Here is a 15,228-nt window from a genome sequence, read left to right on the forward strand (position 1 = left end):
AACCGCCCGATTCAGTGAGGAGAAGTCAACGGAATGTGTGAGTTATTGGGGATGTCAGCCAATGTACCAACCGATATTTGTTTCAGTTTTAAAGGATTAAAAGAGAGAGGAGGTCGAACAGGTCCACATCGAGATGGTTGGGGAGTGGCCTTTTACGAAGGTAAGGGCGTCTGTACCTTTAAAGATGCACTGCCTAGTTATGAATCTGAAATAGCCCGCCTGGTGAGTGATTACCCGATCAAGAGCTGTGCTGTGATTGCGCATATTCGTCAGGCTAATCGGGGGCGAGTTAGCTTGCAAAACACCCATCCGTTTACCCGAGAGTTATGGGGCCGTTATTGGACCTATGCGCACAATGGTCAGTTGCATGACTACAAAGACTTGCCGGTCGATCGTTTTCAGCCAGTGGGCACCACCGATAGTGAACGGGCTTTTTGTTATTTAATGAGCGAGCTGGATAAACGCTACCCAACCAAACCTCGTTCCCGTCGCTTGGCATTTCGCTTCTTGCAAAAGCAAGCTCAAACTCTGCAAAAGTTAGGCGTCTTTAATATGATGCTGACGGATGGCGAGTACTTACTGACGTATTGCACCACCAAACTACATTGGATCACACGTCGGGCACCTTTTGGTATTGCGCGATTATCCGATGTCGACGTCGATATCGATTTCTCCCGCGAAACCACACAAAAGGATGTAGTTACTATTATTGCGACTGAGCCACTGACTCTTAATGAGCAGTGGCACAAAATGGAAGCCGGTGAAAGCCAGCTGTTTCGCGATGGTGAGCCGATTTAGTGAGCGGTAGCTTGATCCGCTTTTTCAGTTGCTTGGTGCCAGTTTACTTTGTGCAATTGCACATCGAACTGTTCGACATTATTTTCACCACGCCATAACCGAACCAATAAGTAATCGAGCTCAGGAGCAACCCAGGCATAAATTTGACGATCAGAGTCGTCTTCTACCCGCTCGATGCGGAGTGCTCGTACGTTGGCATAGGGGAGGGGGAGTAACTCCTCTGTGACCACTCTGAAGTGATAGGTTTTTGCATCGCCGCTACGATTAAGCACTTCATAACTGAACTCTCGTTGGCCAGCCGCTAAATCGATGGCGAGTTGTTGGTGATAGCTTAGTTGATCAAGCCAGTCATCATGCCACGGCTCCGTCTTCAACGTTTTGTCTTTCCCTTCCCGAAGCTCTTGCTTTTCCGGATCTAAAGTCAGCAGATAATCGCGGTTACGACCGGTGCCGCTTCGTGTCATGCTGTATTGAATAGGTTGAACCTGACTGCCATTTAACAAGAATTTGGATTGTTCTTCACGTCGATCGCTAAAAATCATCCAACTGACATCACTTTGATAGCGAAGTAAGTAGTGCTCTTGTTCTTGCCGAAGTTCGCGCTGAGCTTTGCCATGGCTTTTGCCATTGCGGTAAACAATATAATCAGCTGTGTAAGGGGTGAGTTGCAATGTGGGTAAGTCAGGTGCGTCGGCTGCTGCGAGAAAAGGCAGAGTTAGGGCACAGAGAAAAAAAGGCGCCTTCAGGCGCCAGTTAGAGATCATACTCATCATCGTCATTGGCATATCCATGTTCCGGTAAAGGTTCATTGTCCAAAAAGGCCAAATTGCCTTCTTGATGTAACCGTCCCTGACAAAACCAGCGAATGACCAAAGGATAAATACTATATTCCTGTTCATGTACTCGTTCTGTCACTGCTGTGAGCTCATCTTCTGGAAAGATTGGGACACGAGCCTGCAGCACCACAGGCCCACCATCCAACTCTTCAGTGACAAAGTGTACACTGCAGCCATGGATGCTATCTCCCGCTTCCATAGCTCGTTGATGAGTATGCAGGCCTTGATACTTCGGCAACAGAGAAGGGTGAATGTTCAATAATTTACCGGAATAATGCTGTACAAACTCAGGCGTCAGAATTCGCATAAAGCCAGCCAGCACCACCAGATCGGGTTTATGGCTATCGATCAGTTGCTGCAAAGCCTGATCATAGCTGTGCCGAGTTGGGTAATCTTGATGAGGTAAACAATGCGCGATACTACCGGCTTCTTTGGCTCTATCCAGACCAAGCACATTGGCTTTATTGGAGATGACTGCGCAAACTTCACCGTCAATAAAGCCTGAAGCACAGGCATCTAAAATGGCTTGCAGATTACTGCCATTGCCTGAAATAAGGACAACAATTGATTTCATGCCAACCCTTACTGGATGATGACGCGTTCATCACCGGCTGCGGCGCTCTGAATTTCACCCAGATGCCAGGCATGCTCACCCGCGGCCTGCAAATGGGCCAGGGCTGCATCTACTTCAGCAGCTGGAACCACGACGATCATGCCTACACCGCAGTTAAAGGTACGGTACATTTCATGCTCTGTAACATTGCCTTGCTGCTGTAGCCAATTAAAAATAGCAGGCCATTGCCAGCTGTCGTCTTTGATCACGGCTTTTGTATGGTCGGGTAAAACACGGGGAATATTCTCCCAGAAACCACCGCCAGTAATATGGCATAAGGCGTGGACTGGTTGCTGTTTGATAAGATTCAGCAGGTTTTTCACATAAATACGGGTTGGTGCCAACAAATGATCGGCAATACTTTTCCCTTCCAGCATTTGCTCAGCAGATTGGCCGCTGACCTCCAGAATTTTACGGATTAATGAGAAGCCGTTCGAGTGAGGGCCTGAAGAGGCTAAGGCAATCAACTGATCTCCTGCCTGCACTTTGCTGCCATCAATCAGTTCTGATTTTTCGACCACGCCGACGCAAAAACCGGCAATATCATAATCGTCACCATGGTACATACCTGGCATTTCAGCAGTTTCACCACCAACCAAAGCACAACCAGATTGCTCACAACCAACGGCAATTCCTTCAACCACCGCGGCAGCTGTATCGACATTCAGTTTGCCTGTAGCGTAATAATCTAAAAAGAACAGTGGCTCAGCACCTTGTACAATCAAATCATTGACGCACATGGCGACCAGATCAATACCGACACTATCATGGCGTTGTAAGTCCATCGCCAGACGCAATTTAGTCCCCACACCATCAGTGCCTGACACCAATACAGGCTCTTTGTATCCTGCCGGAATTTGGCATAAAGCGCCAAAACCACCCAATCCACCCATCACTTCTGGGCGATGCGTCCGTTTCACCGCACCTTTAATACGGTCGACCAGGGCATTACCAGCATCGATATCGACGCCAGCATCTTTATAACTTAGGGATTGATTTTGGTTGCTCACAACATTCCTCAATTGATGAAGGGGTGGAAATGGCGCTATTTTACCTGCTTAATGGCAAGGACAAAAGCTTTACTGAGTGGCATTTGACATTGCTTGTTCAACATAGCCGGCAATACTGATGCTACCATCTGTGATTATTTTATGGTAAACTATTGATGAGAAAGGGAATTCTTTGTCGAGGTAGGTAAGGCAAACATAGGGCGCTTCTGTGTTGCTTTTGTCATGAAACCACTCACCACCGAGATGGCGGCGGAACACTTCACCGGTGTAGGCGCCGAAGATAGTACAAAGCGTAAACAATAAATCAGTAGCATGGGCTTGTTTTTTTTGCCGTTCATGCAAGGCTGATACTAATACATCCAGTTTCAGTAAACTCTCGGTACTATAATCCAATGTGAGTTGAAATTCTTCTTCTGCGTACTTGACCGCATCGTCTGCGGATTGAGTCATCAATTGCTCAAGCTGTTGATCTTGCATGGTATATCCTTAGTTTCTTTTTGATGAACAGACAATAACAACTGACGGAGTAATTTACTACCCGGACCAAGCTGTTCTTCGTAAGGGCTGAGTAGCGATAAGGGAGCGAGTTTCTCGCTGCCGCTACTGAAGTTCAGTACTTGTAAACTACCATCCGCCAGACCAGCTTGAACCGTAAAGTCAGGCAGCCAGCAAAAACCAAGCCCTAGCTGGAGTATTTCGATGGCTTCATAAAAATTATCGACTGTCCAGCGTTGCTCCGACTTCAACCAACCGCCTTGTTCCTGAGGTTTTTGTGCGGTGTCACGAATGACTATTTGCAGTTGTTGGCTTAGTTCGGTTAATTCAAGCTGTGTAGCTTGTGCCAGAGCATGTTGCTTGCCAACCACCGGTATAAAGCGGGTGACATAGAGGGGTTCACCGAGATAGCCTTTTGGAACCGAGCCGGTAATCACTAAGTCGGCTCTTTTTTCATGAATGATTTCTTGTGTGCCTGTCAGAACAGCATCAATAATCTGAACCCGGCTACCACGGCTTTCTGGATAAAAGGCTTGCAGTGCCTGATAGAGGTATTGCTTTGGATAAGCCAGCTCAACAGCAATACGAATTTCTGGTTCCCACCCTTTATCAATGGTATCGGCCAGCCGCTCCAGATCTTCCACCTGCTGAGTGACCATCCGTGAACGACGCAGCATGACTTCGCCAGCTTGTGTTAAAAAGGCTTTTCGGCCTTTAACTTCTAACAGTTCAATACCGAGCATATTTTGCAATTTCGAAACGGCATGATTCAATGAGGATTGGCTTTTATTCAGCAGAGCAGCTGCTTGGGCATAGCCACCAGCATCGACCACAGCTTGTAAAATCCGCCATTGTTCGACGGTTGTTTTGGGGCGGTACGGCATGATGCAGATGCTCTCCTGTTGTCAACACAAGCGTTTAGCGCCGTGCCACAATGACGGCCCGAAGTGGCGCCGGATACCCTTCTATGGTTTTACTATGGTCATTTGGGTCAAGAAAATCAATCAAACTTTCATTTTCCATCCAGTGAGTGCTTCGTTGCTCATGCATGCTGGTATGGTTTTGATCGACAACTTTGACGTTTTGAAAGCCCAGCCGGGTCAGCCAATGACACAGGGCTGCTGTACTTGGGATAAACCAGACATTACGCATTTTTGCGTAGCGATCTTTAGGGATAAGCACGGTATTTTCATCGCCTGGTACCACCAACGTTTCTAATACCAGCTCTCCACCTACACGCAGTTGTTGCTTTAATTGTTGTAAAAAATCGAGTGGCGAACGGCGGTGGTACAACACCCCCATAGAGAAGACAGTATCAAAGGCTTGTAAATTGGGCAGCTCATCGCAGCCAATCGGCAACAAATGCACTGCTGGGTCGGGATTAAAGTGCTTGATGGCTTGAAACTGGCTGTAGAATAGTTGCGATGGATCAATGCCGACCACAAACTCAGCCTGTTCGCCGCGCATACGCCATAGATGGTAGCCACTGCCACAGCCAACATCCAGCACATAGCGGCCTTTTAACGGCTGAATGAAGGGCAGTAAGCGTTGCCACTTCCAGTCTGATCGCCATTCGGTATCAATCTCGATACCATGAATATCAAAGGGGCCTTTGCGCCAAGGCATCAGCTGCTGCAGCAAATGTTGGATGCGCTGTTGTTGGCCGCTGTTGATATCGCTAGCCACACCAAAGCGAACCTCCGTTTTACACTCGATTTCAGAGACATTGGTTTCAGGCAGGTTCGCCAGCACTTTTTGCCAACGATTAAAGTCTCCATGCAGTGCCTCGCGTTGCCAGCTCGCCAGCTGTGCTGGCAAGGTTTCAAGCCAATGGCTCAGACGGTTGCTGGCAATCTGTTGATAAAAATCATTAAACAAAGCACTCATGATTTGAAAGCAACCATAGAGCAAAAATTAAAGCATTGAAACCAGAGGGTGCTCTCAGCAAAACCGGCTTGTTGGAGACGAACTTGGTGTTCAGCAATGCTGTCGGGTTGCATTACTTTTTCCAGAGCGGTGCGCTTTTGGCTAATTTCCAGTTCGCTGTAACCATTGGCACGTTTAAAGTTATGGTGCAGCTCAATGAGCAGATCATTGCTTTGTACGTTTTCGCTGACGATTTTTTCGGACAACACCAGAAGACCACCGGGTTTGAGTGCCTGATAGACTCGCTCAATCAGATCATTACGCTGTGGTTTAGCCAGAAACTGCAATGTGAAATTAATCACCACCATGGCTGCATTCTCAAGTGGTAACTCACAAATGTCGGCTTCCAGCACTTCGACCGGTACTTCAGAGCGAAAGGCACTCAGGTGACGCTGACAACGTTGAACCATGGCTGCGCTGTTATCAACAGCAATAATTTTACTGCCTGAAGCGCTAATATGTCTGCGCATAGCCAGGCTCGCCGCCCCCAATGAGCAGCCCAGGTCGTAGTAATGACTATTGGTTTGTTGATAACGCTCGGCCAGTTGGCCGATGGTTTGAATGATGCTTTGATAACCAGGTACTGAGCGCTGGATCATATCAGGGAATACATCCGCGACCTGATCGTCAAAACGAAAATCCTGAATATGAGCCAATGGCTCAGCGTAAATATGGTCTTTTTGCATAGGGCTTGTTCATAGCACAAAACATCGATGACTAATTGTATCTGATTTTGCTGTGGAACACGAAGCTGATGTCTGCTTAGTTTATCATGTGCTTCCTTGCTTCACGGCGTCGCACATAATCGGTTAACCCAACCACTAATAATGCAATCCCTTGATACAATGGCACCATAGCAAGGATCAAAATAGCACGTTCACCTTGCGACTCAGCTGACTGCATACCGAAATAAGGTAGCAGGGCAAATGCATTAATAATGACGGCGGCGATGGGGAAAAGGCGTTTTAATTTGCCCTTGCGTTGCAGGACGAGAATGACCGCTACGGAGACGAAGAGAGGAGTCAGTAACCATAATTGCAGACTATGCCATGGAGACAGTAGTTGACTACTGATGCTCAGTACTGCGATGGCGATGATAGCTAACAACACAAGCGAAGTAATCAGCGTTTTCATTTCATATCCTTGGTTTCATCGGCGATCCAGCTGACTTTGTACAAATCGTGCCGCCTATCTTTTAAATTCATCACTGAGCCTTCATTGCGAATTTGTTTCAGGCGATCTAAATCAAGATCGGAAAACATCAGCATTTCTGTATTGGGAGTGGTTTCTGCCATCACTGCATCGTGAGGGAATGCAAAGTCCGAGGGCGAGAATACTGCAGACTGAGCGTACTGTACGTCCAGATTGTCGACAGAAGGTAGATTGCCACAACTGCCACAAATGACGACGTAACACTCATCTTCAATTGCTCTGGCTTGTGCACAATGCCGAACGCGTAAATAACCATTCTTGGTATCGGTCCAAAAGGGCACGAATAAAATATCCATGTCTTGATCGGCCAGTAAGCGGCTTAACTCAGGGAATTCAACATCGTAACAAATCAAAATACCAATTCGCCCCGCATCGGTATCAAACACCCGCAGTTTATCACCGCCCTGAATCACCCAGTCACGGCGTTCATGGGGTGTGATATGAATTTTGCTTTGCATCTCAACCGTACCATCACGACGGCATAGGTAGCTGACATTAAATAAGTCTTCATCAATTAATAAAGGCATTGAGCCAGTAATAATATTGATGTTGTAGCTCACTGCCATGGTAGACATTTCTTGGCGAAACCGTTCGGTGTAACCAGCTAAAAAACGTATAGCTTCCGTTTGATTGGATCGATCTTCACATAACCCCATCAAGGGTGCATTAAAAAACTCTGGAAACAGCGCAAAATCGCTTTTGTAGTTTGATAGCGCATCGACAAAGTACTCGACTTGTTGCAAAACTTCATCGACTGAATTTGCTTGCCGCATTTGCCACTGAACTGCGCCTATACGCACCTGCGTTTTACGGCTTTCCAACACGCGCCCCGGAGGCTCATAAAAAATATTGTTCCATTCCAATAAAGTAGCGTAGCCCTCTGACTGTTCATCTTCCGGCAGATATTTTTTCAGCAAGCGCTTCAACTGAAAATCGTTCGATAGTTGAAAGGTTAGAATCGGATCATACAACTCACGACGTTTGACAGCTTCAATATAGTCAGCGGCATTCATCTCAGAGGAGTGCTTATGAAAGAAAGGAATACGCCCTCCAGCCAAGATAGCGCGTAAGTTATGTTGCCGGCATAGTTCCTTACGAGCCTCATACAAGCGCCGGCCCAGGCGATAACCGCGATACTCAGGATGTATCACTACATCAAGCCCATAGATAGCATCGCCTTTTGGGTTATTTAAGATGGTCTCGCGTTGACTGATCAATTCGTCGTAGGTATGAGGGTTGCTGAAACGGTCATAATCGACTTGTACCGACAGTGCGAGACCAATAATTTCATCATGATCAATCACACAAATCTGACCTTCAGGAAAGTCTTTAATCAGCTTTTCAATGGTGTGAAGTGGCCAGGCCCCCCCCAAGTCTTTGTAGACAACGTCCATCAGGTGTTTTAGCTGGGGATAGTCGGATGTTTCTAAGTTCCGAATTTTAATATGCAGTTCATCTTGCACGTGATAGGACTCCAAAATGGAAGGGCTTAGCCGGTGACTACGTCTTGTAAATGAAGGTAGATTGAAAGAGCACTCCGGACTATTTGTCTCATTCGCCTCATGGTTTCACTCGTCTCAATTAGCTTATGCGCTCAACCTGAGGGCCAACGATAGTCACTAACTCAATATGTTCTTGTGCTATCGCTTGAGACAAATCGTTCTCGAAGCCTTCCGGCAGTTCTGTATAAGGTACCTTGAGCCCTTGAATTCCGCAAGCTCGGTTACGGCCATTGGCTTTACCTAAGTACAATGCCATATCCGCCAGCTGCAGCGCTTTTTCCCAATTGACCTTTTCTTCATCAATGCCAGCAAAGGGTAAGGTGATAAAGCCAGCGGTAGCGGTGACGACTAAGCTTTCTGTACCACTGATATAAGGACGTTCAGACAGCTGATACAGTGTTCTTTCTACCAGAGATACGAGATCGGTGGCATTGATTCGGTGTAAAAATAGTAAAAACTCCTCACCGCCCCAACGAATGGCTTGATCGTGCTGACGTAAAGAGTCGGTGAGTCGTTGTGCAACCTCAATAAGGATATCATCTCCCATAGCATGACCGTATTGATCATTAATCTGCTTAAAAAAGTCGAGATCAATCAATACTAACGCATCAATTTCATCACTATGATAACGGCGGCTATGTAGGTGAAGATCTCTTTTTGCCATACGTTGTTGAAAAGAGCGTCGATTGTATAAGCCAGTTAATGGATCTCGTAAGGAGTGGTATTCCAACTGTTTGTTGGCTTCTTTCAGGCGGCGGTTGGCATGCCGGACTTTACGGTACAGCAACCACATCAGCAGACTGGTCAAGGCAACGATGATGGCAATCAACATAGTTAAGCGGTTTTGCAGCCGATTGTTTTCCAGTAAACGCTCTTGCAATTCATTGTCTTGCTCAAGGCGATTGATTCGATGAGCCTGATCGCGAGCTTGAAATCGCTGCTGTAGTTCCGCGAGTGTCCGATCTCGTTCGGTTTGAAAAAGCTCTTGATTCAGTGCTCGTTGCTCACGGAGTATTTGCGCTTCTTTAATATGGTAACCTGCGTGTTGGAGTGCTTTGGCATACTCGGTTAAAAAACGTTCTAAATCGGATTTTCTACCGTGCTCACGAAAGTACTGAATAGCAGACTCCATGATGTGAAGACCTTGTTCATGCTGATCTTGCATCACATCGATATAACCAAGATTTAACTGCACCAGCGCGTGTGTGTACTCATCATTCAGTTCCACGGCCAATTCATTGGCTTGCTGGAGCGGATGCTTAGCTTGTTCGTACTGCTCCATTAAAATGTATGAAGCACCAATATTATTTAAACTAAGCAGCACGGTATCAGGCCGCTCTAATTTTTCTGCCCACTCGATGGCTTTGTAGTGTGTGGCGATGGATGCTTCATGCTGACCCGATTCCCCTTCAATGTAGCCCTTAAGTAGATAAAGATCCGGCATGAAACCTTGCAGGGTAAGTTGGCTGGCTGATTCCAGAGCTTGCTCTGCCAACTCAAGTGCCGTAGGCCAGCTTTTTAAATCAGCTTGAAGTTGAGCGAGCTGACTTTGCAAAAAAGTTCTGCGTAACAGCGTTCGATCATTATCCGTTTCATTGACGGCTTCATAGGCTTTATAAAGATGTGTACTTGCCATCTCAAACTGATTATCTCGCATATAAAGCCGTCCAATCAGGTTGTGAGCATAATAACGAATACGGGGTTGTACTGTGTGCTCAAGATACGGTTCTATATCGACGACTACCTGATAGGCTTCATTCAACTTATTTTGATAAAACAGAGTATCTATTTTAATTGCCAGAGCTTCAGCCATGACATCAGCATTATCTTGTCTATTGGCAAACTGAAGTAAATCCGTCAAGCGTTGTTCTGCTTGTTCAATTTCTCCGGTATATACGTAATGCAGAACTTCAGAGCCATAAATACGGGTAGCTGTGGAGGCTGGTGTCTGTGAATGAACCTGAGCCAACAAAGCTTGCAGCGAAGACATTGCTTGTTCAGGATCTTCAGCAAGCACTAATAAGTATGTATCGACCTGCTGTTCGAGTTGAGGATCGGTCACGGCATAAGCTGGTTGCCACCATAATGCGCTAATCAATAGGCAGAAGCTGATGCCCGTATAGCTATAGCCATGCATTACATGGAGTATAGTACGGTACAATCCGCAGACGCATCGTTTGAGCAAATCATAAGTATTCGTGGGCAAAGCAGGTGTCCCTTTATTGTAGTGACTCGCTAAGGGTAGCAACTATTGATTAGAATACCAATTCGTTCAATTATCAATACCTTATTCATGAAAATCTGATTTATGATGAGGTTTCGCGTTAGATGCCATGAGTTGCTGACGCTCATGCTCAGTAAGAATACCGCTGCATGGGGTTTTCCGTCGGTATTTACTTGCCTTGGGGCCTGAGTCGGTTATGGCTGCAATAAATGCTTCTTCTTCAGGGTACAATCGTAAAACACTATCCCAATAGACATATGCACCATGACGGATTTGCTTGGTGTGGTACAACTGAACCAGTTGCTCTTCACATTGCTTTATTAGTTCAGGTTGTGACAATAACTTTATAGCAATCGCATGATGCAACTGAAGAATATATGCATCAAGTGCTCGTTGCTGGTGGTTCGATCGTCGTTGCCGTGGGGATCTTACGAACATCATTCAACTTTGCATTGAGTCGGCTTTGCTCGAAAACGAGCCCAGAGTCTATAGCCTAATGTGGCGGCTTGATAAATACCCGGTAAGCGCAAAAACCGCACCAGTGCTTTCATTTCTGCAAGTGACCAATAATATAAACTAGCATCCAAGCCGGTAATAAACTGATTGCCATCCCATAGATGCAAGGTTGACATCATCTCAGTGGCGTTCACCCCTTGGTAAGACGAAAAGCTTTCATCGCTGATATCTTGCAACTGTATTTTGCCGTCCAGTCGCTGCCGCAGCAGCGAAATTTCTTTGCGACACAGGCCACAGCTGCCATCGTAAAATAAGATAGCATCATCATGGTGTATATGATGGGTGGGTCTTGGCATGGCTATATCTCTATCTAGAGGTTCAGTTTGGTGTATTTACGCCGCTTCTTACAAAATTGATCAACTGACGTTTAATTTTAAGTTGCAAAGGCTTATGCCATTGGCATACTAACCCGTTGATGGCTTTAGTGAAGGAACTGCGAATGCGCTTGATGAAGGGATGGTTTCAGCTGGGGCCTGCTACCTTGGTGGCTGCAGCGTTTATTGGGCCCGGAACCGTGGTGACGGCCTCTTTGGCGGGGGCTCATTATGGCTATGCACTGGTTTGGGCATTGGTGTTTTCTGTCATTGCTACGCTTATCTTACAAGAAATGGCTTCACGGCTGGGTATTGTGACTGGCAAAGGCCTGGGTGAAAATCTGCGTGATTTGGTGCAGCAACCGGTGCTGAAGTACAGCTTGTATTTGTTGGTCATTGCCGCCGTTGTGATTGGAAACAGTGCCTATCAGGGCGGTAATATTACCGGAGCCAGCCTTGGTGCCGATGCGCTCTGGGGAGAGCTCAGTCTCATTCAAGCCATTCGAGATAGCACCGGTTTGAACCCCTGGGCACTCATGATAGGTGTGGTCGCCATCCTTGTGTTATGGCAGGGTAATTACCGCTTGATTGAACGCAGCTTGGTAGCACTGGTTTTATTGATGAGTATGGCTTTTTTACTCACCATGGTGTTAACCCAGCCTGATCTGTCGGCATTGGTAACCGGGTTAGTGTTCCCGAGTATTCCTGATGGCGCGACCTTAACCGTTATTGCTCTGATTGGCACCACTGTGGTGCCATATTCACTTTTTTTACATGCGGCAAGTTCAGCTCGTAAATGGCAAGATAAAACTCATGGGGTAGCTGCGGCCTTAAAAGAATCAAATGCAGATTTACGCACCTCGATCCCATTGGGTGGCTTAATTTCAATTGCGGTGCTATCTACTGCCGCATCGGCCTATTTTGGTACTAATTTACCAATAGAAGGAGCAGCTGATCTGGCGGTGTCTTTGGAGCCTTTATTTGGCCGAGCCGCAACCTATCTTATGGCTGTGGGATTACTGGCGGCTGGATTATCGTCAGCAATTACAGCACCTTTAGCCGCCGCTTATGCGCTAAAGGGGATATTGCAGTTAAGCAATGGTGCGTTTCGCGCGACCTGGTTGCTGATCATTGTGGTTGGAGTGGTCGTGTCATCGCTGGGGCTTAGGCCGGTTTCGGTCATTTGGTTTGCTCAGGTTGCTAACGGTATCTTATTGCCTGTGATTACGGTCAGTGTATTGTTTGCCGTCAATTCTGAACGGCTAGGCGTTTATAAAAATAGCTGGAAGCAGAATATATTAGGCGGACTGGTATTTCTGGCCACTTTGCTGCTCAGTGGTCGAAGTTTGCTGCTGGCATTCACTGCATAGTAGGTTTTGGATCATGGAGTGTAATATGGATTGGATTAGTTTTGTTGGCATTGTGCCAGCGGTTATTTTCCCGACGGCAACGATGTTGCAAGTTGTGCATTTGCATCGAGTGAAAAACGCCACCGGTGTGTCTGCATTAAGTTGGTCAGCTTTTGCGATGGGCAACTTGGCTTTGTATATTTATACAGAAAAATACTTGGAGTGGCAGGCCATGCTTGGCATGCTCGGAACCGCCATGTTGCAAGTGTATTTGATCGCATTGATTTTGCACTACCAGAAAAAAAGCAGACTCACATCGACTTAGTCAACAGGCTCTGGTTCCATGACGCCCCAGCCATCATTATGGCCGGCAAATTTGCGCGCGAACTCGTCCAACTCTTTTTCTAGCAGGTTAATGGCTTCATAGCTTGGGATCATGTCGATGGTGATTTTAATTTCCCATTGATTGGCTGGGTTGCAGTACAAGCTCACTGACTCTTTGGGGTATTTACTGATCAGTGCTTGCTCAGCACGCTCTGCTTTTTCTTGACGCTTAAATATCAAGTAAAAATCCAGCGTCATCGTTTGTGACAAATCTAGGCCAGCTTCGGTCAGAGCCTGCAGCATATCGCCATTCGCATCATCTGGAAATTGTATCATCATTGGATCTCAGCAAAGCGTTTTAAAGTCCGCAAGCGTGCTCTCTGGAGGTAGCATCGTTGGCGGTATGGTGACGCTATGATACCATAGACGCTGAGAAAATTGATGCGAGTCTTGCCATGAAGTGGTTTATTGTTTTACTTGCCAGCGGTCAGTTGCTAATTGCTGGTTTTAGCCATGCTTACACCTCACAATCTGAAAGTCTCGAAGTGATTATGAAAAGCTTTTCTTTTGAGTATCGGCAGGCGGTAGAAAGTGAATCCTCCGAAAACCGACTGCAGCATGTTCATCAGATGCAAAAGAAAATTAATGCCGCGATGCAGGCTCCACTAAGAGATGATAAAGCTGAGCAGTTTTTGCAAGGTTTTCATAAGGTTGCTGCGGTATTGGAGCAGGTTGAGCAAGCGGTAATGGCCGGCAATCATCAACTTGCAGATGAAAAGCTGGTCAAAATCGACCAGCTCCGTATTGAATACCATCGTTTACGTAAGCGCAGTATTTGGCAATTGTTGTTTGGCCGATAAAGGGTAAAACAGGCATTTTTACCGCGCGACTTATTTTATCGTGCTACTTTGGAAACAATGGTTTTACCGATAGGCGCTGGAGTCAGCATCGCTAGTTTCAGATGCTGTAAACCAAACGGGATACCAATGATAGTGATAAAGTAAGCCAGTGCTAAGAATAGGTGCCCGATAGCCAACCAAATACCGAACAATACAAACCAGATGATATTGCCCAAGGTGCCGAGACCTCCGGTACCAATATCGTCCTGACCATTAAGAAGTCTCCGATGCGCAACATCTTGGCCAAAGGGCCAGATAGCCAGTTCACCAATAACAAAGCAGCTGCGAGCAAAGGGGATGCCGATAATGCTGACACAGCATACTATACCCACCAACCACCAGAGCAGCCCCATAATTAAGCCACCACATAGCAGCCAGATCAGATTAAATATCAGTCGAAGTACGCTCATGCTAAAGTCCTTGAAAGTTTTTATAATAGTTATGAAATAAGCAAAAAACACTCCAGATTTGTAAGTTTATGATTTTAAAGTGATCCAATAAATATGCAACGCTGTTTAATGATAAAATACACTGAAAGTTGGCGAAAATCACCATGATGGAAGTAACGACTCAGCTTCGGGAGCAAATCCGAGCGATAGCCTTTGACTTGGATGGTACCTTGGTCCATAGCGCTTTGGATTTCACCGCTATTCGGCACGAGCTTAATTGGCCCGCCGACACGGATTTACTGCAACGATTGCAAGCGATAGACAGTGAGCATGAACGTGCAATGGCAGATGCAGTGATCCGTCGGCATGAAATGGAAGCTGCACACAAGTCATATATACTGCCTGGTGTACTGCGTTGTTTGGCACAACTGCAACAACAGCAGATCCCAACCGCTATTTTGACACGCAATATGCGTCAGGCAACGATGCATATGCTTGAGCGGCTGCAGATCCCAATTCAATTGGTTCTGACAAGAGAAGACTGTGCTGCCAAGCCAGATCCAGCAGGGTTGTTTAAAATCGCTGAACATTTTTCAGTGGCTCCTTCAGAGCTTTTGTACATAGGTGATTATCACTTCGATTTAACCACAGCGGCTAATGCAGGTGCTGTTTCCTGTCTTTTACTAAATGAGCAGAATCATCAATTCGCCAGTATGGCCGATTGGGTCATGACGGACTATGACTCTCTGGCCAGAGCTCTGATAAGTTAAGCTTGCAATCGCCTTGCGTCAGCCTCTATATTAGAGGCTAAAAAATTAGAC

General features: G+C 46.4%; 19 protein-coding genes. 5 read left to right on the plus strand and 14 right to left on the minus strand.

Annotated features, from left to right (window positions below):
• Positions 1-33 precede the first annotated feature (33 nt).
• Positions 34-798 carry a class II glutamine amidotransferase gene (locus Q3O60_RS06440; RefSeq protein ID WP_305893084.1) on the plus strand — a complete coding sequence of 255 codons (765 nt, stop codon included), beginning with the start codon at positions 34-36 and terminating at the stop codon, positions 796-798.
• On the opposite strand, the gene Q3O60_RS06445 is transcribed toward Q3O60_RS06440, so the two are convergent.
• From Q3O60_RS06445 to Q3O60_RS06500, 12 genes are all read right to left on the minus strand, one after another.
• Positions 795-1,577, minus strand: coding sequence for a DUF3108 domain-containing protein (locus Q3O60_RS06445; RefSeq protein WP_305893085.1), 783 nt, complete (start codon positions 1,575-1,577; stop codon positions 795-797). The two genes, Q3O60_RS06440 and Q3O60_RS06445, sit on opposite strands and share 4 nt — an antisense overlap.
• Positions 1,552-2,208, minus strand: coding sequence for a phosphoribosylglycinamide formyltransferase (gene purN, locus Q3O60_RS06450; RefSeq protein WP_305893086.1), 657 nt, complete (start codon positions 2,206-2,208; stop codon positions 1,552-1,554). Before purN ends, Q3O60_RS06445 begins: the two co-directional genes overlap by 26 nt.
• An 8-nt stretch (positions 2,209-2,216) precedes the next feature.
• Positions 2,217-3,257 carry a phosphoribosylformylglycinamidine cyclo-ligase gene (gene purM, locus Q3O60_RS06455; protein WP_305893087.1) on the minus strand — a complete coding sequence of 347 codons (1,041 nt, stop codon included), beginning with the start codon at positions 3,255-3,257 and terminating at the stop codon, positions 2,217-2,219.
• Positions 3,258-3,326: 69 nt separating this feature from the next.
• The gene (locus Q3O60_RS06460) at positions 3,327-3,734 is read right to left on the minus strand and encodes a hypothetical protein (protein WP_305893088.1); all 408 of its coding nucleotides are present in this window, start codon (positions 3,732-3,734) and stop codon (positions 3,327-3,329) included.
• Positions 3,707-4,636 (minus strand): LysR family transcriptional regulator, encoded by a 930-nt coding sequence (locus Q3O60_RS06465; protein WP_305893089.1) that lies wholly within the window; start codon positions 4,634-4,636, stop codon positions 3,707-3,709. The genes Q3O60_RS06460 and Q3O60_RS06465 overlap by 28 nt, the downstream gene beginning before the upstream one ends.
• Before the next feature lie 34 nt (positions 4,637-4,670).
• On the minus strand, positions 4,671-5,639 hold the full coding sequence (cmoB, locus tag Q3O60_RS06470) for a tRNA 5-methoxyuridine(34)/uridine 5-oxyacetic acid(34) synthase CmoB (protein WP_305893090.1): 969 nt from the start codon (positions 5,637-5,639) through the stop codon (positions 4,671-4,673).
• A complete protein-coding gene (gene cmoA / locus Q3O60_RS06475) occupies positions 5,636-6,364 on the minus strand; it encodes a carboxy-S-adenosyl-L-methionine synthase CmoA (protein WP_305893091.1) in 729 nt (242 codons plus the stop codon). Before cmoA ends, cmoB begins: the two co-directional genes overlap by 4 nt.
• Positions 6,365-6,440: 76 nt before the next feature.
• On the minus strand, positions 6,441-6,812 hold the full coding sequence (locus Q3O60_RS06480) for a hypothetical protein (RefSeq protein WP_305893092.1): 372 nt from the start codon (positions 6,810-6,812) through the stop codon (positions 6,441-6,443).
• Positions 6,809-8,353, minus strand: coding sequence for a GNAT family N-acetyltransferase (locus Q3O60_RS06485; protein WP_305893093.1), 1,545 nt, complete (start codon positions 8,351-8,353; stop codon positions 6,809-6,811). The genes Q3O60_RS06480 and Q3O60_RS06485 overlap by 4 nt, the downstream gene beginning before the upstream one ends.
• Positions 8,354-8,471: 118 nt before the next feature.
• Complete coding sequence (locus Q3O60_RS06490) at positions 8,472-10,490, minus strand: GGDEF domain-containing protein (RefSeq protein ID WP_305893094.1); 2,019 nt, start codon at positions 10,488-10,490, stop codon at positions 8,472-8,474.
• A 189-nt stretch (positions 10,491-10,679) separates the two neighbouring features.
• The gene (locus Q3O60_RS06495; protein WP_305893095.1) at positions 10,680-11,057 is read right to left on the minus strand and encodes a hypothetical protein; all 378 of its coding nucleotides are present in this window, start codon (positions 11,055-11,057) and stop codon (positions 10,680-10,682) included.
• Positions 11,054-11,428, minus strand: coding sequence for a thiol-disulfide oxidoreductase DCC family protein (locus Q3O60_RS06500; protein ID WP_305893096.1), 375 nt, complete (start codon positions 11,426-11,428; stop codon positions 11,054-11,056). Before Q3O60_RS06500 ends, Q3O60_RS06495 begins: the two co-directional genes overlap by 4 nt.
• 152 nt (positions 11,429-11,580) lie before the next feature.
• On the opposite strand from Q3O60_RS06500, the gene Q3O60_RS06505 reads away from it, so the two are divergent.
• Positions 11,581-12,816, plus strand: a complete 1,236-nt coding sequence (locus Q3O60_RS06505; protein WP_305893177.1) for an Nramp family divalent metal transporter — start codon at positions 11,581-11,583, stop codon at positions 12,814-12,816.
• A 25-nt stretch (positions 12,817-12,841) separates the two neighbouring features.
• On the plus strand, positions 12,842-13,120 hold the full coding sequence (locus tag Q3O60_RS06510) for a hypothetical protein (RefSeq protein ID WP_305893097.1): 279 nt from the start codon (positions 12,842-12,844) through the stop codon (positions 13,118-13,120).
• Here Q3O60_RS06510 and Q3O60_RS06515 read toward each other — a convergent pair.
• On the minus strand, positions 13,117-13,458 hold the full coding sequence (locus tag Q3O60_RS06515) for a ribonuclease E inhibitor RraB (RefSeq protein WP_305893098.1): 342 nt from the start codon (positions 13,456-13,458) through the stop codon (positions 13,117-13,119). The genes Q3O60_RS06510 and Q3O60_RS06515 overlap by 4 nt on opposite strands.
• A gap of 116 nt (positions 13,459-13,574) precedes the next feature.
• On the opposite strand from Q3O60_RS06515, the gene Q3O60_RS06520 reads away from it, so the two are divergent.
• Positions 13,575-13,979 carry a cytochrome b562 gene (locus Q3O60_RS06520; protein ID WP_305893099.1) on the plus strand — a complete coding sequence of 135 codons (405 nt, stop codon included), beginning with the start codon at positions 13,575-13,577 and terminating at the stop codon, positions 13,977-13,979.
• A 35-nt stretch (positions 13,980-14,014) separates the two neighbouring features.
• Here Q3O60_RS06520 and Q3O60_RS06525 read toward each other — a convergent pair whose 3' ends face one another.
• Positions 14,015-14,428 (minus strand): YccF domain-containing protein, encoded by a 414-nt coding sequence (locus Q3O60_RS06525; protein WP_305893100.1) that lies wholly within the window; start codon positions 14,426-14,428, stop codon positions 14,015-14,017.
• Between the two features lie 143 nt (positions 14,429-14,571).
• Here Q3O60_RS06525 and Q3O60_RS06530 point away from each other — a divergent pair, with 143 nt between their 5' ends.
• Positions 14,572-15,177, plus strand: coding sequence for an HAD family hydrolase (locus tag Q3O60_RS06530; protein ID WP_305893101.1), 606 nt, complete (start codon positions 14,572-14,574; stop codon positions 15,175-15,177).
• Positions 15,178-15,228 lie beyond the last annotated feature (51 nt).

It is taken from the genome of Alkalimonas collagenimarina, assembly GCF_030717845.1.
Taxonomy (GTDB): domain Bacteria; phylum Pseudomonadota; class Gammaproteobacteria; order Enterobacterales; family Alteromonadaceae; genus Alkalimonas; species Alkalimonas collagenimarina.